General features: G+C 58.3%; 16 protein-coding genes and 1 pseudogene. 4 read left to right on the forward strand and 13 right to left on the reverse strand.

The window, feature by feature from the left end; genetic code table 11:
- Nucleotides 1-224 precede the first annotated feature (224 nt).
- The 3 genes from BM279_RS04700 to BM279_RS04710 all read right to left on the reverse strand — a co-directional run bounded on the left by BM279_RS04700 (nt 225) and on the right by BM279_RS04710 (nt 4,509).
- The gene (locus BM279_RS04700) at nt 225-782 is read right to left on the reverse strand and encodes an ankyrin repeat domain-containing protein (protein ID WP_093501455.1); all 558 of its coding nucleotides are present in this window, start codon (nt 780-782) and stop codon (nt 225-227) included.
- Between the two features lie 80 nt (nt 783-862).
- Nucleotides 863-2,362, reverse strand: a complete 1,500-nt coding sequence (locus tag BM279_RS04705; protein ID WP_425272671.1) for a catalase — start codon at nt 2,360-2,362, stop codon at nt 863-865.
- Nucleotides 2,363-2,586: 224 nt separating this feature from the next.
- On the reverse strand, nt 2,587-4,509 hold the full coding sequence (locus BM279_RS04710) for a HAMP domain-containing methyl-accepting chemotaxis protein (protein WP_093501459.1): 1,923 nt from the start codon (nt 4,507-4,509) through the stop codon (nt 2,587-2,589).
- A gap of 363 nt (nt 4,510-4,872) precedes the next feature.
- On the opposite strand from BM279_RS04710, the gene BM279_RS04715 reads away from it, so the two are divergent.
- The gene (locus BM279_RS04715) at nt 4,873-5,565 is read left to right on the forward strand and encodes a DUF421 domain-containing protein (RefSeq protein WP_093501461.1); all 693 of its coding nucleotides are present in this window, start codon (nt 4,873-4,875) and stop codon (nt 5,563-5,565) included.
- 264 nt (nt 5,566-5,829) lie between these two features.
- Here the strand turns inward: BM279_RS04715 and BM279_RS04720 are convergent, their stop codons facing one another.
- Nucleotides 5,830-6,777, reverse strand: coding sequence for an AraC family transcriptional regulator (locus BM279_RS04720; protein WP_093501463.1), 948 nt, complete (start codon nt 6,775-6,777; stop codon nt 5,830-5,832).
- Between the two features lie 114 nt (nt 6,778-6,891).
- Between BM279_RS04720 and BM279_RS04725 the strand changes: the two genes are divergently transcribed.
- Nucleotides 6,892-7,803, forward strand: coding sequence for an alpha/beta fold hydrolase (locus tag BM279_RS04725; RefSeq protein WP_093501465.1), 912 nt, complete (start codon nt 6,892-6,894; stop codon nt 7,801-7,803).
- Between the two features lie 73 nt (nt 7,804-7,876).
- Here BM279_RS04725 and BM279_RS04730 read toward each other — a convergent pair whose 3' ends face one another.
- From BM279_RS04730 to BM279_RS04740, 3 genes and pseudogenes are all read right to left on the reverse strand, one after another.
- The gene (locus BM279_RS04730) at nt 7,877-8,212 is read right to left on the reverse strand and encodes a hypothetical protein (RefSeq protein WP_093501467.1); all 336 of its coding nucleotides are present in this window, start codon (nt 8,210-8,212) and stop codon (nt 7,877-7,879) included.
- 198 nt (nt 8,213-8,410) lie between these two features.
- Nucleotides 8,411-9,720: pseudogene (locus tag BM279_RS04735) on the reverse strand (APC family permease).
- A gap of 233 nt (nt 9,721-9,953) precedes the next feature.
- Entirely contained in the window at nt 9,954-10,196 is a 243-nt protein-coding gene (locus tag BM279_RS04740; RefSeq protein WP_093501469.1) for a hypothetical protein, read from the reverse strand.
- A gap of 477 nt (nt 10,197-10,673) precedes the next feature.
- On the opposite strand from BM279_RS04740, the gene BM279_RS04745 reads away from it, so the two are divergent.
- Both BM279_RS04745 and BM279_RS04750 read left to right on the forward strand, forming a co-directional pair.
- Nucleotides 10,674-10,949, forward strand: a complete 276-nt coding sequence (locus BM279_RS04745; protein WP_093501471.1) for a hypothetical protein — start codon at nt 10,674-10,676, stop codon at nt 10,947-10,949.
- Entirely contained in the window at nt 10,942-11,199 is a 258-nt protein-coding gene (locus tag BM279_RS04750; protein ID WP_093501473.1) for a LasR-specific antiactivator QslA, read from the forward strand. Before BM279_RS04745 ends, BM279_RS04750 begins: the two co-directional genes overlap by 8 nt.
- Nucleotides 11,200-11,309: 110 nt before the next feature.
- On the opposite strand, the gene BM279_RS04755 is transcribed toward BM279_RS04750, so the two are convergent.
- The 6 genes from BM279_RS04755 to hsdR all read right to left on the reverse strand — a co-directional run bounded on the left by BM279_RS04755 (nt 11,310) and on the right by hsdR (nt 21,730).
- Nucleotides 11,310-12,218 (reverse strand): restriction endonuclease, encoded by a 909-nt coding sequence (locus tag BM279_RS04755; RefSeq protein WP_093501475.1) that lies wholly within the window; start codon nt 12,216-12,218, stop codon nt 11,310-11,312.
- A gap of 572 nt (nt 12,219-12,790) precedes the next feature.
- On the reverse strand, nt 12,791-13,669 hold the full coding sequence (locus tag BM279_RS04760; protein ID WP_093501477.1) for a hypothetical protein: 879 nt from the start codon (nt 13,667-13,669) through the stop codon (nt 12,791-12,793).
- Entirely contained in the window at nt 13,666-15,525 is a 1,860-nt protein-coding gene (locus BM279_RS04765) for an AAA family ATPase (protein WP_093501480.1), read from the reverse strand. Before BM279_RS04765 ends, BM279_RS04760 begins: the two co-directional genes overlap by 4 nt.
- A gap of 1 nt (nt 15,526) precedes the next feature.
- Nucleotides 15,527-17,482, reverse strand: coding sequence for a restriction endonuclease subunit S (locus BM279_RS04770; protein ID WP_093501482.1), 1,956 nt, complete (start codon nt 17,480-17,482; stop codon nt 15,527-15,529).
- Nucleotides 17,482-19,260 (reverse strand): class I SAM-dependent DNA methyltransferase, encoded by a 1,779-nt coding sequence (locus BM279_RS04775; RefSeq protein WP_093501484.1) that lies wholly within the window; start codon nt 19,258-19,260, stop codon nt 17,482-17,484. Before BM279_RS04775 ends, BM279_RS04770 begins: the two co-directional genes overlap by 1 nt.
- Nucleotides 19,261-19,294: 34 nt before the next feature.
- Nucleotides 19,295-21,730, reverse strand: a complete 2,436-nt coding sequence (gene hsdR, locus BM279_RS04780) for an EcoAI/FtnUII family type I restriction enzme subunit R (RefSeq protein WP_093501486.1) — start codon at nt 21,728-21,730, stop codon at nt 19,295-19,297.
- Nucleotides 21,731-22,163: the final 433 nt, after the last annotated feature.

Genomic DNA, 22,163 nt, shown 5'->3' on the forward strand with positions numbered 1-22,163 from the left:
CGAGCCTGTTTTTAACGCTGCAGTGCCGACGCGCAGCAGACTTTGAACGGGTTCTTAGCTGATGGTGGCAGTCAGGCTAATGGCAGGCTCACGCAGAACCTTTTTTTGGAGTTACCTATAGTTGCTACAGGTTCTCGCTTTGTAGCCTTTTGAATGCCGCTCACCGGCTTTGGCGCGCACTTCTGACGAATGGGTACTGGCCAGAAGATGGCCAGGCCCGTGAGTCAGGGCTGTTTGGCCGACCACTGTGTGCGGATATCGCCCTTCTCCAGATTACTCGCAGTATTTCCGAAAGCGTCTTCAGCCTTGAGGTCGGCCCCCTTACCCGCCAGCGCATTAAGCATCTCGGTACGTTTGAACAGCGCTGCATACATGGCGGCCGTCTGTCCATTGCCGTTACGCTGGTCCGGGCTGCAATCAGCGTCGAGCAGGCGCCGGGCGATACGCACTTCGCCCTTGAAGATCGCCCCCATCAACGCCGTGTTGCCGCGCTGATCCTGAGCACAGGCATCGGCGCCTGCAGCCAGCAAACGCTCCACCGCGTCGCGATGACCGTGGTAGGCCGTCAGGATCAGCGCGGTGTAGCCGTTCTCGTCCGCGGTATTGAGGTTGTAGCCGGCAGCGATGAACTCATCGAGCATTGCCACATTGCCCTCGCGGGCCGCCTGGAAGTAGTAATCGCGCAATTGCGCCTGGACGCGCTCGGCATCCGGCACAGAAGTGTCGGCGAGCAGCGGCGCAGCAATGCCCAGCGCCAGAACGAAACAGAAATTACGCAGCATGCAATCCTCCCGCGCGGCCTTGCGCCGCGTCTGGTCGTGACGTGCGGCTCGCCTGAGCCGCACGCCATGCAGTGGCAGGCTCAGTCCTGCAGTTTGGCGGCCAGCGCCTTGACCCGCGCCAGGTCGCCACCGGCTACCTTGGTCAGGCCTTCGCCATACTGCGCATCGGCCTTGTAGAAGAACGACAGCATGATGTGCTTGCTCTCGTCTTCGGCTTCGGCCAGGGCGCCGCCCAGGCTGGCGATCAGATCGCCCTGCATCTTCTTGTCATAGGAGCGGTACAGCTCGCCGGCCTGCTTGAAGTTCTGCTCACGCTGGATCTTCTTCTGCTCGGTGGTGCCGCTCAGCGGCAGGTTGCTGTAGCGCGCATGCTCGGTGGGAGGCCGCGGGTTGATGCGGCTGGGCTCGTAGTTCACCTCGGTGGTGGTGTGGCCGATGTTCGCTGCGCCATCCTGGTTGCCGTTGTTGACCGGCACCTTGGCCTGGTTGATCGGCAGGAAGGCATGGTTGGCGCCCAGGCGGTACATCTGTGTGTCGGCATAGGAGAACAGCCGGCCCTGCAGCAGACGATCCTCGGACGGCTCGATGCCCGGCACCAGGTTGGACGGCGCCATGGCCACCTGTTCGGTTTCCTGGAACACGTTGTCCGGGTTCTTGTTCAAGACCATCTGGCCGATCTTCTTGTAGGGCACGTCCGGCCAGATCTTGGTGGCATCCAGCGGATCGAAGTCGTACTTGGCCAGGTCAGCCGGTTCGAGCACCTGGATGTACAGGTCCCACTTGGGGTAGTCGCCAGCGTTGATCGTGGTGATCAGGTCACGGCTCATGTGGTTGAAATCCTTTCCCTGGATCTGCTCGGTCTGCTGCGGATCGTTGTTCTTCACGCCCTGCAGGCTGCGCCACTGAAACTTGACGTAGCGGTACTCGTTTTTGGCGTTGACCAGCTTGTAGGCGTGCACGCTGTTGCCGTTCATTTGCCGGTAGTTGGCCGGCGTGCCCTCATTGGAATAAAGCAGGGTCAGGGTGCGGGTGGCTTCAGGCACGTGACTGAAGAAGTCGAACTGGGTACGGTTACTGCCGTAATTGGTGTTCGGGTCGGGCTTGAAGGCATGCACCATGTCCGGGAACTTGATGGCATCGCGGATGAAGAAGGTCGGGAAGTTGTTGCCGACCAGGTCCCAGTTGCCTTCGCTGGTGTAGAACTTGGTGGCGAAACCGCGCGGGTCACGCAGGGTTTCCGGCGAATGGTTGCCGTGCACCACACTGGAAAAACGCACGAAAACCGGTGTGGTGGTGCCCTTGCTGAAGACCTTGGCGCGGGTCAGGTCGGAGATGTCCGCCGTGGCGGTGAACTCGCCATGGGCGCCGGTACCGCGGGCATGCACCACGCGCTCGGGGATGCGCTCGCGGTCGAAGCGCTGCAGCTTCTGGATCAGCTGCACGTCCTGCAGTAGGGTCGGGCCGGTGTCGCCTGCGGTCTGTGAATTCTGGTTATCGCCTACCGGTGCGCCATTGTCGCGAGTCAGCGGCGCAGCTTGGGCAGACAGACCAAGGAGCGAAGCGGACAAGGCCGCGGTCATCAAACCAAGGGCGGGCGCCCATGAGGTGGTGGGTTTCATCGGTGAATCCTCGTCGTTTTTATGAGTACGCGCGTCATGCGCTCGCACCAAATTACGAGAGGCCCGCCGCCTGGCTAAATTGGAAAAAGCCAGCGCCTTGATAGGCAATGTTTATTACCTGATAGAGCGCAGGCGTGGCAAGCGAAGCGGCGATCAAGCCGCCGCTTCTGCTCTTTCACCAGCCCTCAAACCCGAAAGTGGCTGACCATCAGCTGCAGCTCATTGCCCAGGCGCGCGAGTTCGGCGCTCGAAGCGGCCGTCTCTTCGCTGGCCTCGGCGGTCTGCTCGGAAATGTCGCGCACGTTGACCACGCTGCGGCTGATCTCCTCGGCCACCGCGCCCTGCTGCTCGGCAGCGGCGGCGATCTGCTGGTTCATCGCCTGGATGCTCGATACCTTGCTGGTGATCGCGCCTAGCGCATCGCCGGCGCGGCGGGCCAGCGCCACGCTGCTGTCGGTCAGCTCGCGGCTACCCTGCATGATGGTCGCCACCTGCTGAGTACCCTGCTGCAGGCCGGCGATCAGCCCTTCGATTTCCTCGGTGGACTTCTGGGTGCGCTGCGCCAGGCCGCGTACCTCATCCGCCACCACGGCGAACCCCCGTCCGGCCTCCCCGGCCCGCGCCGCCTCGATGGCGGCGTTGAGGGCCAGCAGGTTGGTCTGCTCGGCCACGGCCTTGATCACGTCCATCACCCCGCCGATCTTCTTGCTCTCGCTCTGCAGCTCGCCCATGGCGTCGCTGGAGCGGCTGACCTCAGTCGCTAGCCTGTCGATCTGCGCGATGGCCTCGGCCACCACGCGATCGCCTTGGGCAGCCTCGATATCAGCATCGGACGCCGCTTGCGAGGCATCGGCCGCGCTGCGCGCCACTTCCTGCACGGTGGCGGACATTTCCTGCATGGCGGTAGCCACCTGATCGGTTTCCACCTTCTGGCTGTTCACGCCGGCGCTGGTCTGTTCGGTAACGGCCGACAACTGCTCAGCGGCGCTGGCGATCTGGGTGACACCATCACGAATACCGCCGATCAGGTCGCGCAAGGTGCTGCCCATGCGGGCGATGCCCTGTTGCACTACGCCCAGTTCGTCGCGGCGGGTGACCTGCAGCGTCTGGGTCAGGTCGCCACTGGTGATGCGCTCGACCGCCTCCAGAGTCTCTTGCAACGGGCGGGTGATCTGCCGGGTGATCAGCCAGGCTGCGACGATGCCGACCAGCAGCGCCAGCAGTGTGGCGGCGGTCATCATCCGGGTAGCGAAGGAAGTATCGCTGTCGCGCAGTTTGATCTGCATGGCCAGCAGCGCATCGCTGCCCTTGACGATCTGCAGCACCTGCTCGGTCATGGCATCGCGCAGCTGGACGCGCTCGGCGATTGCCGTGCGATAGGTATCCAGCAGGGCACGGTAACTGCCTACAGCGCTTTCCAGTTGCTGGATCAGGTCGCGGTAGTCACCGCTGAACGTCGAGGTCAAATTATCCAACCCCTGGTCGGTACCCTCGATTTGCTGGTTCAACGCCCGCTCGGTCTGCTCGTTGGTGTCGGCGGTGTAACTCAGCATGCGGTAACGCAGGGTCTGCAGGTCGTCCTTGGTGCGAGCGACGGCCTGGTAGCGCGCCAAACCCGCCGCATCGGCAGCGGCGCCGCGCAGCACATCCTCCCGGACCTTGTCGACCAGCTCAAGTGCCCGATCGGCCAGTTGGACCATCTCGGCCCGGGACTTGTTGGCGCTGGCGTATACCGCATTGGTCTTGTCGTAAGCCTTCTGGTACTGGTCGATCAGTTCGATTTGTTCATTTATCAGCCGCACATTTTCCGGGCTGCGAAACTTCGGCCGTATGGCCTGCTGCAGCTGCGAAAGGGTGCGGATATGCTGCTGCACCTTGTCGGCCTCCGTCGCACTGCCGTTGGAGAGCAGATACTGCAAACGTGCCACCCGCAGATCGGTCAGGGTATGGGTGAGCTGATTGACATCGGTCATACGCTCGGTACGCTCCACCACCTTGCCGAGGCTGGTCCAGCCCACGAAGGCCAGGGCCATGGTCAGGAGCAGCACAAGGCCGAAGCCGAGAGCCAATTTCAGGGTCACGCTGATGTTGCCAAACCACGTATTCATCGATTGCTCCAACTGCACATTCAAGTAATCAAAACTGGGCGCTTTTCTTTTTGGCCAGCCGCACTCCCAGCGCGGTTCGGGACGACCTCCCAGTCGTCATCCTGAAATTTTGCTTGGCTCGAGACACCGCGAAACACGCAGCCCGAAACAGCAATATCAAAGTGATATCGCATTGACGTACGCCGCTTCGCTTGGTTCAGCGTTTTTTTGTATGAAGGTGGTTAAGGGCAGGCGTCAGGAGGTAGCGCAACGGGCCGAAGCCCCGGCAGAAGCTGGGTGGCCACGAATCGCCGCTGAACGTTTTTCGACCCAATCCCTCGCCCGGCGGTCTGAGCCAGAACAGGCCACCGTGTGGAGCGACCGATGAGCGCATTCGATTGGCAGCGCATGCTGCTGGGAGATTTCCCCTGGCTGTTTCTGGGCGAAGTGGCGTTTCGCGCGCTGTTCGCCTTCGTGGTGGTGTTCGTGTTTCTCAAGGTCAGCGGCCGGCGCGGCATTCGCCAGCTGTCGCTGTTCGAGCTGGTGGTCATCCTCACCCTCGGCTCGGCGGCCGGTGACGTGTCGTTCTACGACGACGTGCCGCTGCTACCGGTGGCCATGGTGTTCGTCACCCTGCTGGTGCTGTACCGCGCCACCGTGACGATGATGCGCCGCAGCGAGCGCTTTTCCGACTGGATGGAAGGCAAGCCCGTAACCATCATCAAGGACGGGCTCTACGAGCTGAACAGCCTGGATCACCTGAACATTTCGTCCGACGAATTCTTCATGGAGCTGCGCCAGCAAGGCGTCGAGCATCTGGGTCAGGTGCGCCTCGGCATTCTGGAAACCGACGGCGACATGAGCCTGTACTTCTTCGCCGCCGATGCGGTAAAGCCCGGCCTTAGCGTGTTGCCGGCCGAGCACCGCCCGGAGTACCAAGAAGTGTCGCAGAACGGCGTTTATGCCTGCATACGCTGCGGCCATATCCAGCCTATGGTCGCAGGGCAACAGGCCAGTTGCCCGCGCTGCACCCAGCGTACCTGGTCGCCGGCACTCAGCCACCAACGGCAGCGCTGATCAAGGCAACAGCGCCTTGAGAAAAATCACCTGAACGGATTCGCAGCGCAGCGCCTCTACCTTTTTATCGCGCCGGGAACGAGGCGCTCCAAGAAGAAAAGGTCCGCACCATGACTACATTCCTGATCGGCTCGGCAGTGGTACTCCTGACTCTGTTCGTGATTGGCCTGTACTCCGGCGTCACCATCCTGCATGAGCTCGAATGACCCGCAACAATGCCTTGGCAGCTTCGCCTGCCGGGGCTTTTGTCGGGGTGCGACATGCCTAAACCTGCCGCTCTTGCCCTGCCCGCGCAGGCAGCCCGGCACGGCGCTTCACCGCCCCCGGCGACACGCCAACCGACCGTTTGAACGCACGGCTGAACGCCGCCAGCGAGCCATAGCCAAGCGCCTCGGCTACCCGCTCGACCGATGCCGGCTCATCACTCAGGTGCTGCATGGCCAGGCGCATCCTCAAGTCGGTCAAGTAGCGCAACGGCGCCAAACCCAGGGCGTGTAGAAACCGCTGCGCGAACACGGAACGCGACTGCCCTGCCTCGCTCGCCAGCGACGCCACCGTCCATGGTCGCTCTGGGTGCCGGTGCATCGCCAGCAGCGCTTTGCTCAAGCGCGGATCATGCAGCGCACCGAGCCACCCGCCCGCCTCGCCGCCACTGCCGGTAACCCAGCCCCGCACGATCAGCGCCGCCACCACCTCGGCCAACCGCGCCAAGATGCCGCCATGGCCAACCAGCAACAGCAGGGATTCGCGCTCCATCGCCTCGAGCAGCGGGCGAATCTCCGGCGAGCAGTCGAGCAGCGTGTCAACGCGCATTACCGCCGGCATGGCCGCCACCAGCGGCTGCATGCCGCCCAACTGCAGCTGCATGCAGCAACTGAAAAGGATCGCTGCCTGTGGGTCGGCGGGCTGCTCGTCAGCCGGCAGGTTCAGGTCGAATGCCTGGATGGCATCGCTGCCGACCTTCGGTGCCGCCAAAATCGCATGCTGCCCGCCGCGCGGCAGCAGCACCGCATCACCGCTCTCCAGGCAATGCACGTCGCCGCCTGGGCCATGCAGCCAGACTGGTCCGCGCGCCACGAAGTGAAACTGCCCGCGCCCCAGCTCGTTGGTAAACGCGATGCCCCCGCCAGCCCGCATCCTGAGGCGACGAAACTGCACACCACACAAGCGCATGCCGCTCAGCAGCTCGCTGATCAGGTCACTCGCAGCCATGCATGCACCTCCAAAATTCAGGACGAATGATCAATAATAAAAAACGATACGTCATGGATCGTCCCAGAACAGCGCCCTAGACTCAACGCCATTCGTTCAGACTCAGGAGCCCCCATGCATCCCTCAAGCCTTTTCAGAACCCTGCGCCATCTCTGGCTCGCGTTCTTGCTTGCCGCCCTCTCCAGCGCCGCCTTCGCCGCTGAAAAACACTACCGCGTGACCACGCCCGATGGCCTGCAATTGGCCGTGCAGGAAGCGGGCAACCCCGATGGCCCGGCCATCGTGTTCATCCATGGCCTGCTGGGCAGCCGGCTGAACTGGCAGCGGCAGGTGAACAGCCCGCTGCTGCAAGACTATCGGCTGATCACCTACGACATGCGCGGCCACGGCCTTTCCTACAAGCCGGCCGATAGCGATGCCTACAACGATGGCCGCCGCTACGCCGACGACCTGGCAGCCGTGCTGGCCGCATCGGGTGCCAAGCGGCCCGTGCTGGTGGGCTGGTCCCTGGGCGGGCTGGTGATATCCGATTACCTGGCCGCCCATGGCGATGCTGCGATCGGCGGTGCGGTCTATGTCAATGCCGTCATCGAATTGACCCAAGCGCTGATCACACCACACCCCGAGGTCTACGCCGGCCTGGCCTCGGATGACCTGAAAACCCACCTCGACGCCCTACGCGCCTTCGTGCGCCTGTGCTTCCACACCCAGCCAGACACAGCCAGCATGGAGGTACTGCTGACCAACGCAGCGATGGCCTCCTGGCCGATGACCCGTTCCATCCCAGGCATGCGCAGCGCGGCCGCCGAGGGACTGCCCAGAGCGCAGGTTCCTCTGCTGTTGCTCTACGGCGCCAGGGACCAGCTCGTGCAGGTGCAACCGAGCATCGCCCGCGCCCAGGCGCTCAACCCGCGTGCGCAGGCGAAACGTTATGCGCAGTCCGGGCACGCGCCCTTTTTCGAAGAAGCCGAGCGCTTCAACGAGGACCTCGCGGCTTTCATGAAGACGGCCTCAGCCGGGCGATAGACGTGAAAAAGCCCGGCCATCCCTGGCCGGGCTTTCACACTGGGGCTCTGGATTCGGGCCAGTGGCCCTGGGCTTACTGGGCGAACGGCGCAGGCACGCCGCTGCCGGAGCCTTTGCGCTGGCAATAGGCGGTAGGCTGCATCAGGCCGAAGCTGGCGACGGTAAAGGTGGCGCCGCTGGCACCGCTGGCGACCGTGCAGTTGTAGTCACCGGAGCCGGTACGGGCTACGTAATAGGTCTGCATGGAATCACTGCGCACGTTGCCGACACTGCTTACCGTCTCGCCCAGGTTAGTCTCGGCCAGCGTCTTGAGCTTGTCTTCGGAGGGTTTGATATTGCTGCAACCAGCTAGGCCGACGAACAGGGCGCCAAGCAGCGCAAAGGAGGTGACCGGGGAACGCAGTTTCATGGTGTGCTTCCTTGAAATTGTAGTGATGCTCCACAACGAACGGTTGCCTCGCCGCGATTGCGCAAGGGCTTGAAAACGTTGGAGATACCACCGAACCATAACCCCGCATCACAGCCCGGTCATTAGCACAGGCGTTCTAATGGCACAGTGAAACTGACCACCGCACCGCTGTGCTTCACCCCTTCCCTGTCACCACATTCAACTGTCCATCACCTTGTAGTCCTCGGCCTTGAGCGGCTTCACCCCGCCGGCTCGGCTGATGCCGTACAGCACCACACCGACCAGCAATAGCGCGCCGGCCCGTAGCCAGGTTTGCGCATCCTGCTGGGTCATCAGCAGCAGGCACGAAGCGACGCCGAGCACCGGCACCCAGGTCGGCACGCGGAAGTGATCCGCCGCTACCTTGTCACGGCGCAGCACCAGTACCGCCAGGTTGGTGCTGATGAACACGAACAGCAACAACAGCACCACGGTCTGCGCCAGGGTGGCCAGCGAGCCGGTCAGCGTCAGCACGATGGCCACCAGCGTGGCCGCCACGATTGCCGCCGCCGGTGTGCGCCGCTCGGGCAGCACACCGCCCAGCAAACGCGGCAACAAGCCCTGATGGGCCATGCCATAGGCCAGGCGGCTGGCCATGATCATCGTCAGCAAGGCGCCGTTGGCCACGGCGATCAACGCGATAAAGGCGAACAGCTGCGCCGGGATGCCCAGGCCCGAGGCCTTCACCACCTCCAGCAGTGGCGCCGTGGAATGAGCCAACTGTTCCACGGGCATCACCACCGCCGCACCGATGGCCACCGCCATGTAGATCGCCCCGGCCAGCAGCAGCGCACCGAAAAGCGCCCGCGGGTAGGTCTTGCGCACGTCACGAATCTCCTCGGCGAGATTGCCCGAGGTCTCGAAACCCACGAAGGAATAGAACGCCAGCAGCGCCGCACCCAGCACTGCATAGGCCGGGTTGACCCCCGCCTTGAACTCCACCACCCGGCCGAAATTCCCCTCGCAGCCGCGCAGGAACCACGCTGCGGCGACGATCACCAGCAGCAGGCCAGAGAGCTCGATGGTGGTCATCACCAGGTTGGCCGACAGCGACTCCCTGATGCCCCGCGCATTGAGCGCGCATTGAGCAGGCCGATCACCACCAGAAAAACCAGCGCCGCCACATGGGCGGGCATGTCGACAACCGCCGCCAGGTAGTCCCCGGCGAACGCCAGAGACAGCCCCGCCGCGCTGGTAACCGCCGCCAGCATGCAAAAGCCCACCAGAAACGACACCAGCGGCGACTGGTACGCCCTGGCCGCAAACACCGCCGACGCGCCCGCATGCGGGTACTTGGTAACCAGCTCGGCGTACGAACCCGCCGTGAGCAACGCAAAACCCAGCGCCACCAGCAACGCCAACGCATACACCCCAGCGCCCAGCACGTCACCGAGAATGAACAACGTCAGCATCGAGCCGGTGATGGCGCGCTTCAATGTGGGAGTTGGCGGGGTACTTGCGGCGGGCATTGCTCACGTCCTGTCTGTCTTTAAAGCTGCGGCCTAAGCCCCATGCAACCCGCCTTACCGGCCACAGGTGGCAGCAAGGCAAAATCACGACGCGGGAATTGTGGGAGCGGGCGCGGACGCCCAGTTCATGCCCGCGAAAAATCGCTGCCACAACACACTCCCGAAAGGAAGGCACCACCTCAGCCGCGCCACCTCACAGCAACGCAACCGACTCATCGCCTAGACAAAATGACCTAACGCTCATCCGTCCGCGCCGTACCATTCTCACGCTCTTTCAGCGCATCCTGATCCGAACCCGGATTGCCCGCTGGCGGCGTCCAGTCCACACGATTCTTCTTGGCCTCGGCCTCGTTGCTGCCCTGTTTGGGCTCCGACTTGGCCTTCTCCAGCCCCGAGCCATGCCCTGCCCCGGTATCTACTTCCTTGTCGCTGGAGGACTCGAAAGCGGATTCCGATTCGTTATGTTCGACTGCCATGACCACACTCCCGTAACGACGCAGGACATCTGCGCATACAGGTCTGAAAAGCCGCGCGTAACGGGAGTGCAATGGTTTCGACAAGCGGCAACGGCCGGTCCTGGTTTCGATAAGCCCAAGCGAGGTTGCCATCTGCAAACCTGCGGGCTAGAGTGCGCGGGTCGTGGTCAATCCCGCGACCGGGTGTGACAACCTGAATGTTCGAGGACGCGGTGCGTCCAAATTGCCTAGCCGGTTTCATACCGTGCTACTGCATTTCTATGGCGGGCCGTACGGGGCAGGTTTCGGCCTGGCCGGTTCCCTCGGACGCCGGTTTGTCACCCTCGTACGGTCCGTCACCATAACCGCGTGACAACGGCGGTGGCGGCTCCTTAACTAGTTCGAGGAGCATAAGGAAAATGCGCCACCCAGCTTTTACGCCAGGGCACCACCCTGCTCGCCCAAACGGCCCACAGACCTCCACCCCGGAGGTGCCCCATGGCTAACCCACTCGGCCGTGTACTCAACTTCCCCAGACGCCCTAACCCGATTACGGGCGCCACCTTCCAAACCCAAAACGCGCTAGCCGATGCCGACCTGCGCGCCGCACTGCTATACGAATTACTCGAAGACCTTCTGCGCAAGGAGCGAGAACGCCCCGACCCGCTTCGCGTACGAATGACCTGCGTGGCCGCCCAGGAATTGCTCAACGAACTGACGGTGCTCTACCGCCGAGCAAGCTGCGATAACCTGGGAGGTAACCGCCATGACTAAAGGCACGACCACCACCCTGCCCGCCAACGATGGCTACCCCGGCCTGACCATCTCATGGTCGAAAGACTGCCGCCCAGCCTTCCATGAAGGCATTCGCGCGGCAGAGCGCTGGCTAAACGGCAAGCGCAGCCATTGGTTATGGGCTGCGCTGATCTTCGAGCGAGATGCCTTGCAGGATGAGACGGATCGGAAGGCGTTCGAGGTGGCGTTTATGAGTCGGATTCAGCAGAGGTTGGAGGGGACTGGCTGAGTCAAACGCAGCGAAGAGTGAGCGTCAAAGTATATGAGGGAAAACTGCATATGCTTTGACGTTAAAGACAAACTACCGTCCCCAAAAACAATTATTGGATGGCTGCTGCCTCACTCTTCAGCGTAGTAATCGCTATCAATCTGCTTCACCTCATAGACTTGCTTCACACTCACGCCCAGATTGTTTTCAACCATGAGACGCGCCAGCTCCACGCCGTCGATAAGTACAACTTTAATATCCAATCCTAATGCCGCATCACGAGCGCCAAGGGAGAAATCGGACGTGGTGATGAAAACGCCCTTGCGTGCCCGCTTACGGGTCAGGGCGCCAATAAACTTATCGATTTCCGGACGATGAACCGTGTTGTTCCACCGTTTGGCCTGCAGATAAATGACATCAAGGCCAAGTTTGTCTTCCTTGATGATGCCGTCAATACCGTCATCATTAGTTGCCTGAGTCGCTTTGCCGGCCTCCTTGCGCGAGCCACCGTAGCCCATGGCGATCATCAGCTCGACCACTAGCTTTTCGAAAAAGCCCGGCGTACCCGCTTTGACCTGAGCCAGCACATCATCAGCCAACGCCCTTACAAGTTCCTGGTGAGCGCTAGCTAGCTGCTCATCAGGTGTCGCATCTGTAGAGTCGCGTACTGGTAATGCTGGCACTTCAACGCTTTGAACCTTGGCTGTATGGAACTCCACAAACTCAGGGAATTGCTTCAGCCAACTAATCGTGATTCGCTCTGGGCCATTAGCCAAAGCATCTAGCCCGCGAGATGTTATCTGCGTCATGCCTTTAGCAGGAATGGTCAGTAAACCGGCCTTGTGCAGATAGGTCCTAGCCCATCCAATCCGGTTATTTATGAATGTCTGACCTGAGGGCACCCGCTCTTTACGTTCTTCATCTGTAAGCGAGAACACTATTGCAACAGATTCACGTAGTTCAGTCAGAGGCAGCGGAGTTCCGCTCTGCAGAATGACTAGCAGCGGGCGCATCACGCTTTGAAAATCTGGAATTGCCATCGTTATGCCCTAACTATGCTGGCTCATTAAACGCTGCGTTGACGGTTATCATCCTACTCCGTTGCGGACTTTAGCATTTTCAAAATCACCAGCGCAAAAGCCCGGCTCTTGGTTTCATTAGCCAGCACTTCCAGCGACAACTTCTCATGGCCAGTCATAGCGTCAATTACGACGTCGAGCACAGCCCATGTCGCGAATAATTCCTGCTAGGAGCGGCTGTATTTCGCCCCAACCCGATTCGCTAACATCATCCCTGATAATTTCCAGTGCCTAGCTTCAGCGCGAGCCAACGGCCAGCAAAACTTCCTTGGCAAAGCACCAAGCTTCGACGCACCGGCAACTACCGAATCCTTTCATCTGAGGCTCAAGCACTTGATACTTAGCAAAGAGCCCCTCAAGCCCGCCCCCGGCCTCGCATGAGATGCTAGCTAATTTCAGCTAACTACCGCTTACTTCAAGCACGCGGAAAGCGTCGTAAAGACTCCAGATTTGCCACGCACCATTCATAGGCTAGTCATCCGCCCCCTATCGAGAAATATAAAGGTAATATACATGTATAAAAACTTATTAGCCTAGCTAACTAGCTTGGATAAAAGCGGATCGTTCCGAAACAGCACGCACCAGCGGGCAACAGCCGACAGTTCAGCGGTCCGACTTGTCATTTCCCGAATATTACTGCGCACTTCTAAAAGCTTAGCCTTCGCCGCTGGGTTATTACCCCCACAACGTGCTTTAGCGGCCTTAAAATCTTCAATAAGGTCATCAATTTTCTGCCAAACCTTCCGTCTTTCCTCAGCTAAAGGCACATGATCATTGAGTTTCAGTCGAGTAACAGTTTCTTGAACACGCTGTTGATCCCACTCAGATGTGCCAGGCATAGGGATGACTTTTCCTTCCTCATCGAAGGCGATCAAATCCACATCGTCATCGTCAATAGGATCAAGCAGATAACGTGTCTCCGACTCCTCACATTGGTCAGCAAATGTTGAGCAGAGAGATCCATCTTTAAGTGGAAACCAGCCCCCTTTCTTACGGTTACCAACATTACCGCAAACACGAAAATTCATGTAATCAAAAGCCAGCCACCAGTAGCCATCACGCACAACTGAATCTAAAGCCTTAGCTTCTTTCTTTGGTCGAAAGTGCTCAACATCGTAGTGCGAGTACAGCTCACGAACTTCCGAAAACCAACATTTACCAGCCGATAATGCTAATAACCAATCTTTCAGCTCTCCCCAATGCCCTCTATTTGCATCTAGCAACGCATTTCGCTCTTCACGTTGACCTGCAGCGTCAAGCGCCGCCAATTCGGCAACCAACTGTTTCGACCTAGCTAACCATGCATCCCACTTCTCCTGCGTCCAAGGAATCCATTGCTGAGCTTTGGCTTTGGGATCCCAGTTCGGGATAACAGAAGTAGGGTATTTATTCTTGAGATCGATCCAAATCACTCAGCGGCCTCCTCACGCAGAATTTCGTCAATTATTGAGTCTGCAATCGCATCTTGTTCAGCTTGCTCTTCCGGCGTTAGCGCTGGTTTTCTAAAACGGCGGTGCTGCGCCATCTTGCGCACGAACAAAGCGTAATCTGGGTCGCGAAAGTCGGCGGTAGAAAAACCCAAATCAGCCAGCTCGGCGGAAAGCCGTGACAGCTCAGCATCTTCTGCTGGCGAGCGCGGTTGCTTTACAAACAGCTCATTGCGCCGGAACAGGCGCCGCTCGGTTTCGATATCCAGAGTGGACGACAGACCGAACAACTCGCTCTTAAGGAGTCCAGTCACACCCATGCCTTGCGGGTGTTCATCAGGTATATCCACTACCGTCAGACTACCGTTGCGTCTCAGGATATGTACCTGCTCGCGCTTCAGGCTGCCCACCATCATGGGGTCGTGAGTGGTGAGGAGTATCTGCGATTCACCTTGCACTAGCGTACCGTCATCCGAGGCCAGTACACCTTCGATGTCATCGAAATACCGCAGCTTCCAGATCGGATTCAGATGAGTGTCTGGCTCATCTAGCAGGAACAGGCAATTGTCTTCGCGGGTAATGCGCATCAGGCCTAGCACGGTAAGCATTTGCAGCTCGCCTTCCGACAGATGCGTAAAGCTCACCTTGCCGCCGTGCTCATCGCGCTTTTTGACTGTAATCCGCACTTCATCGATCAGGTCGCCAATGTATGCTCCCTCTGCATAGCGAAAGAAGCTGTCGGTGCTGCCGACCAGCTCGCCCAGTTGTTTGAGCTTCTCCTGACTCGGCACGAACAGATAGAGCTGCTTTTGTCTTTCGGTGCGACCACGGAAGTCGATCTGCTTGGTCGCCTCCTGCTCAATGGGCGCCCAGGACACTTGCCAGAGCTTGTCAAGAAACTCGCTGACCACGTTGCCTCGCGCATACCAGAAGCGCGGATCGCCTTCATTTAGGTCCTGTTCGTCGAACTTGCCACTCCGGCGCTTTTCGCGCAGGCGGTGAGGCTCTTTAAGTACGAAAAGTGCGGACTCAAGCGATTCGATGTGCAGGTTCTTCAGAACCTTCTGGAACACCGGGTCATCAGATAGCAAACACGCCAGCAACACCAACTGGCTATGACCGCCACGGCAATAGAACAGGCGACGCAGGCGGTCGTCGCCAAGGTGCTTCAAGCGTCCACGATGCCGATCTTCTGCTTTGGCAAAGAATTGTGTTCTTTGCTCGTGAAATGGCTTTAGTTCATCCTGAATCATACGAAGCTCATCGAATTCAGCATCGCTGAGGTCGCTCTGATCTTTCCCGCTGAACCTACGCAAGGCTTCTTCAAGCTCAATCATCCGATCAGGAGCTTCATAGGTGTCGGGTAGCACCTCGTCGGTAGTGATTTCCTGGCGCAGGTTGAAGCGGCGCTGATGCTCCTGGAACAGCACCTCGATGCGTTCGTTGCGACCGGAGTAATAGGCAAAAATGTGCGCTGGCAGCAGCTCACGGTTTTTCAGCAGATAGCCTTGCGATTCGGCCTTTCCGTCCACCCACACATAGGGGCGCTTTTGTTTGGCCGTGTCGGCTTCTATGTGCACCACGTAGTCCCGAATGCTGTATTCCAGCGTGTAATCGAAGGCTGCTTCGCGGTCCAAATCGACATCACGGAAGATGGTGATAAGCGCTTCGATCAGGTTGGACTTGCCGGTGCCGTTCTGTCCGATCAAGGCATGGCTGCGAATCTGCTTCGGCTGTACATCTGCAGGCGCACTCTCGCTGGATCGCAAGTGCGTCGCGAAGCTGATGTCGAGATCACGCAGATTGCGAAAGGCAGGGATGCGGATGCGGAGCAGCTGCATATCAGGCGCTCACCGTATCGGCCGACTTTTCACGCATTTCGGCCGGGGTCGGCTCCAGAATCCAGCCGCAGGCCACTTCGGTTTTCAGCTGCGCGTAAAAGGCATCTATTTCGCCACCAAAGCGCTGCCACAAATCCTTGGCGCTCATCTCGCCATTGTGGCGTGCCAGAGTAGTGGCAAGCGGTGCTTGAGCTTTGATATCAGGCGCTGTTCCCAAGCGTAGAGGAGCGATCAATTCGGTTTGCGGGGCTTTCATAGGTTCCTCATCTTGTTCGATGGCGATGCCGGTGAAGCTAGAAACAACGGCGCCAGCAAGGAGCGCTGACAGCGCCTGCTTCCGCTCCAACTGGCGACGCCATTTGTTGCAATGAGTGGTCAATTCAGAGAGCGCAGAGAGAATTCGCTGCTGCTCGTCCAGTGGCGGGATCGGAAGCGCAAAACTGCGAACCTGCGTCATGTTGATAGACGCAAGATTCGTCGTCTGCTTGGAAGCCCCGGCAAAATAATCTCGTCCAATGCCGGAGTTGAAGACCAATTCAACCCATTCATTAAGCAGCTGCCCGCTGGGGACTCGTGCCTTAAACACGTGATTTTGATGGAGGCAGTTTGCTACACCGCCACGCCAAATCGCCGTGCGTCCAACCTTGTCCCAATCTCCACCTTCTGTGATCAAGAGATCGCCTTCGTGGATCTGATACTTCGCCAGCTCCTCAGCGGCAATCTCTATCGACTTCAAACCTTCGAGTTTGAAATGCCCTCTCTGAACATTGGCTACGGCCAAGTACGGGCAGACCATCACCTGCTTGCCACGAAGATCGCGCCCTTTGGTAACGCCACCAATAACGACCGCCACTTCATCGAAAGCGGTGACCGCCCAATGATCGGGATAGATCTCTTCGCACTCAGCCATGCCAACAAGCTTTTGGCGACGCATCAAGCCATCTGTAATGTACTGAGCCCGCAATTGCGAGCAATCTGCTTTGATCACATCAAGGTCAGGTAGCGCCACAGAGGCTTCCGCAAGCAGGCCGCGAACGGCTAGGTTTTTCAGCTCAGCGACAACGACATCCACATCCTCCGGCGTATGAAACAGCTGCCCGAAGTTGTCGGCAAGGCGTGCCCAGGTAGCTTGCAGTTCGTACGGGCTTGTGGCGCTGGCGACGGCTTGCAGGGTGGACTGGCGCAGGGAGTTTTGCAGTTTAAGGCGCTCTTGCTGCTGTGCCTCTAACTGATCGCAAAGGGCTATCAGTTCATCGACTTTGGCGACGATGCGGAATTGTTCTTCAAGCGGAGGTATTGAAATTTCAAGCTGTTCAAATTTTTCCTTCGTCATGTGTGCCATAGAAATCCCATGGCCAGACGCCTTGATTTCCTGAGTCTTCTCCAGCAACCACGTGTACAGAAATGATTTATTAATTTCCTCGCTACTGAACAGGTCGAGCTTCCATATGTGGTAGTGGTAGATGACGCGCCCCCCACGCCAAATGAAGGGGCCAAATGATGCAGACCAAGCGAATAGCAGATCACCTGCATCGCAGTACTTGTCTTCATCTAGCTCCAAGTTGGAGAAGTACCAACGGTTGGACGTGAAGAGGTTTCCAACACGCAAAACTGGTGTACCCGCTTCCAATAACTCTGCTTTTGAGTACGCGCGACCATTGAGAACACGAACAAGATCACACAACCGAGTGCTGACCCAACCCTGCGGCAACTGCGAACTTTCTTGGCTGCCTCTATGGATGGTCGCGACTGCTTTCTTTCGTCTTCCTGTTGCAGGCCTGCTCTGCGCAATTGTCTTGATACGCTCCAGTTGCTTGATGGCCGGCTCTTCTGACTCGTCCTGTGAGACAAGGCGCCCCTGCACTGCCAAAGCCAATATCAACTCTCGCAATCGCGTCACGCCTCCTGGCGCATTCGCGATAACCCCAAACTCCGCCAAAAACTTTTGCGCATCCATCAGGCGTCCTCACCAATAAAGTGATGCGCCAGCGCGGCAGCTAGTTCGCTCTTGAGCTGGTTTTCAGTTTCTTCGATTTCGCCCAGCAGCTTTTTGTATTTCTCCAGCAGCAGATCCGGGTCGTGGCTTTCCTCTTCAGCCGCGTTGGGGTTTTTCAAGTCGAGGTTGAAGATGGGCCAGTAGAGACGATCACCCGCCGACTGTGCATCACGCGCTTGCAAACGTAGCGGCTCCGCTTGGGCGCGCAGTTCGGCAATCTGCGCCTCGATCTTTGCGCGGTAGGCAATGTCGGTGCTGCCGACCAGGCTGTTGCGCAGGTCGCGGGCCTCGCCTTCCAGCGCGGCGGCTTGGTTGCTCAGCGTTTCAGCACGCTGCCAGTGTGGCTGTGCGGTGGCTTCCGCCTGCTCACGTTTGGTTTTGAAATCCACCTTCCAGGCGAATTCACTTTCCACGCGGTCGGCAAAGTCGTTGGCCTCACTGCCCCACCAGTCCTGCTCGGGTTTGAACTCTTCCAGCCGGATGGGCTTGGTTTTGGAATAGCTCTTGTAGCCCGACGGATAAGGGTGCTCGTAGAACCAGATGGTTTCGGTGTGGAAGTGCTCGGTACCATCATCCACGGTGCTGCCCTTGGTGAAAAACAGCAGGTTGGTCTTGATGGTGGTGTAAGGGGCGAACACGCCCTTGGGTAGGCGGATGATGGTGTGCAGCTTGCAGTCACGCAGCAGGAGCTTTTTCAGTGTGCCTTTGATGCCATCGCCAAACAAGAAACCATCGGGCAGCACCACGGCGGCGCGGCCGTTCTCTTTCAAGAGTTTTTTGATGATGAGCGCCATGAACATGTCGGCGGTCTCGCGGGTGCGCAGGTCGGCTGGGTAGTCGCTGCCGACACCGTCATCCTCATAGCCACCAAAAGGCGGATTGGTGATAATGCAATCGACCTTGTCGTTAGCACTCCATTCGTTCCATCCTATGCCCAGCGTGTTTTTGTGCTCGATCTGGCTGGGCACGTCGATGCCGTGCAACAGCATGTTGGTAGTGCACAGAAGGTGGGGTAGCTGCTTTTTTTCGATGCCGTGGATCAGCTCTTCAATGGCGCGCCTGTCTTCGGCACTGGATTTGGCGCTGAGCTGATTGCGGAAGTGGTCGATGGCGGCGGTCAAAAAGCCGCCGGTACCGCAGGCCGGGTCCATCACAGTTTCGCGCTTGTCCAGACGCGGATTAACGCGGTCGGCCATGAAGGCAGTAATCGCACGTGGGGTGTAGAACTCACCCGCGTTGCCGGCGCCGCGCAGGTCGTTAAGCATCTGCTCGTAGACGTCACCCAGGTTGGCGCGGGTTTTGAAATCATGGAAGTTGATGGCCTCGTCCAACTTTTCGATCACGGCGAGCATCTGCGAGCCGGATTTCATGTAGTTGTTGGCATCGCGGAAAACTTCACGGATGACCTTGTGCTGGGGGCTGCGGTCGGCATCTATCTGATCTTTGAGTGCAGGAAACAGCTCATTGTTGACGAAGCCTATTAACTCGCTGCCCGCGATCTGCGGCTTTTTCTTGCCATCGGCATCTGGAAGATATTTTGCCCAGTTACGCCAGCGGAATCGCTCAGGCAAGGGGGACTGGTAATCAGCCTTGTCGTCTTCCCATTCTTCTTCGCGCTGGTCGAACACTTTGAGGAAGAGCATCCAGGTGAGTTGGCCCAGGCGCTGGGCGTCGCCATCAACGCCGTCATCCTTACGCATGATGTCCTGGATGGATTTGATGGTACTACTGAGGTTCATCGTGTTGTTCTCGACTCACGTGGCCTGACTCGGGTCAGGCTTGTTTCAGTTCGTTCTGGTCGTAAAGCGCTTGTTCAAGCTCTTGCACGGCCTGGGTGTATTGCTCGATGCTGCCGAAGATGCCGCGCCGGATCTGGGTTTTGCTGCCGAACTGGTCAAACGGCGGTAGCTCCAACACCTTCGCGTCTTCAATGTCCTGCACACCGTGGTCGGCAAATTTATCCAGTAGGGCTTCAAGCACGGCGCGAGCCTGCTCACCGTATTTAGTGAACACATCGCGCTTCTTGACGTTGTTAGCGCGCTCGCGGCGGGTGAGCGGTTTCTGGTCGAAAGCGACGTGGGTGACCAGATCGAAGACATCCAGCTCGCTGCCGTTAGCGACGGCCTGCTGCAGGATTTCGAGTGGGACGCCATGGTCGATCAGTTCTTTGAGCACAGCCTGCTTGCGCTCAGCACTGTTCCAGCGGCGCAGAAAATCTGTGAGCGTGCCGAACTCCGCTTGCAATGCCTTCCTGATATCGTCCTTGAGCAGGACACGGTAATCCTCGGTGATGAGTTTGCCGTCGGCGTCGAGGTATTGCGAGCGCTCTACCGCGACGCGCACATTTACGTCGTCAATCACATATTTGACGCGACCTTCGCCACCTGTGCCGCCGATATTGCTACCAGGGGGGCTTTCATCGCTGCCAGTGGCATCGAGTCCGTAGGGCGGCGGCTCTTGCTCGCCAATACCAGGCACTTCGATGACTTCTGGCGGCACCACAGACTCGTCAGGTTTAGGCTCGTAGATCACCACAGGCTCGCCGTCGAAATCAGGGTCAGCAAATAAACGCGTGGCGCCCTTGAAATCCATGATGGTGAAGTAGAGTTTCTGATAGTCCTCTCGCAGGCGGGTGCCACGGCCAATAATCTGCTTGAACTCTGTCATCGAGTTGATGCTCTGGTCCAACACGATGAGCTTGCAGGTTTTGGCATCCACGCCGGTGGTGAGCAGCTTGGAGGTGGTGGCGATGACCGGGTAAAGCTCGTCGTTGTCGATGAAGTAGGAGAGCTGAGCCTTGCCTACGTTGTCATCACCAGTGATGCGCATCACGTAGCGACGGTTGCTGGCAGCGGCGGGAATAAGCTTGACCAGCTCTTGCCGCATCCGCTCGGCGTGATCCTGGTCGTCGCAAAACACGATGGTTTTGGCCATCGGGTCGGTGGCCTTGAGGTATTCCCATACCTTGCTAGCGACGAGCTTGGTGCGCTTTTCCAGTACCAAATTGCGGTCAAAATCCTTGGTGTTGTATTGGCGCTGTTCCACCATTTGGCCGAGCTTATCTACCTTGCCCTTCTCGGGGGTATAACCTACCGCATCGGCATCGGTAGCGATTCGGATAACCTTGTAAGGAGCGAGGAAACCATCCTCGATGCCCTGCTTGAGTGAATACGTATAAACAGGATCACCAAAGTAGATGATGTTGCTGACTTCCTTCGTCTCCTTGGGTGTGGCGGTCAGGCCTAGGTGGGTGGCACTGTTAAAGTATTCAAGTACGTCCCGCCAGGCAGAGTCATCAGCGGCACTGCCGCGATGGCATTCGTCGATGACCACCAGATCGAAGAAATCGGCCGGAAACTGACGATAGATCTGCTTCCACTCCTCACGCCCAGTTACGGCCTGATAGAGTGCCAGATAGATTTCGTAGTTCTTCTTGACCTCGCGATTAGTGACCTTGTGCATCACCTCGCCAAAAGGGGCGAAATCCTGCTGCATAGTCTGGTCAACGAGGATGTTGCGGTCGGCCAGAAACAAAATGCGCTTCTTGGCCTTTGCCTTCCACAGCCGCCAGATGATCTGGAATGCCGTATAGGTTTTGCCGGTACCGGTGGCCATGACCAACAGTACCCTCTGCTGGCCTTTGGCGATGGCCTCAATGGAACGGTTGATAGCGACTCGCTGGTAATAACGCGGCTCCTTGCCACTGCCGTCAGAGTAAAAAGGCTGCTCGACGAGTTTGACCGCAGTGTCCGTGCAAAGCCCCTTCCATTTCTGGTAAAGCGGCCACAGCTTGTCTAGTGATGGGAACTCGGTGAGCGAGAGCTCACGCTCGATAGGCTGCGTTAAGCCAGTACGGTCGTGAAAGAGAAATCCTTCGCCGTTGCTACTAATAGCAAATGGGGCATCCAACATCTCCGCATAAGCCAGAGCCTGCTGCATTCCATGCCCAACAGAAAACTTGGCTTGCTTGGCCTCAATCACCGCAATCGGAACGTTTGGCCGAGCATAAAGCACAAAATCCGCACGCTTAGGGCCACCCTTGACTTCAGGGTTCTTGATACGGGTCGCCAGCTTGCCACGTACCATTACTCGACCGTCGGTGAGACTTACTTCCTCACGGAACTGATGCTGCAGCCAGCCTGCTTGCTGTATGGCCGGTGTTATGAGCTTCGTGCAGATGTCGCGTTCAGAATACTGCGCCCTGTCCATGACGCCCCCCAAAGAGCTTTATCCGTTGTACTGAGAATATCTTGTAGAACGTCTCAATTACCAACTAGAACGACGCTTTTTGATCAAGTACAAACGCCAAGGTATAAAAAAATCCAGCCACCGCTAAGCGACTGGATTTCTAGATATTTGATCGGGACGAAGTGATTCGAACACTCGACTCCTTGCAGCCTTACGCGTACGTCGAGCTTATAACCTATTGATTTTCAATGCAACATCTAGGGCACTCGCAGCGACGATGTCCCTATGCAATCTGACGATTTTCTACGTTTTCCGTAAAAATCGGTGGAAAGTCGGCACAACCGCCTAAACACAGGCCTTAGAAGTCTCTAACGAGTCATGCGGAATCTGCCTCGATATGCGGCCTCGCCGTGCTTCGATCCGTACCAAGCGAATAGCGCACCGCTTCCATCTC

It is taken from the genome of Phytopseudomonas straminea (genome assembly GCF_900112645.1).
Taxonomy (GTDB): domain Bacteria; phylum Pseudomonadota; class Gammaproteobacteria; order Pseudomonadales; family Pseudomonadaceae; genus Aquipseudomonas; species Aquipseudomonas straminea.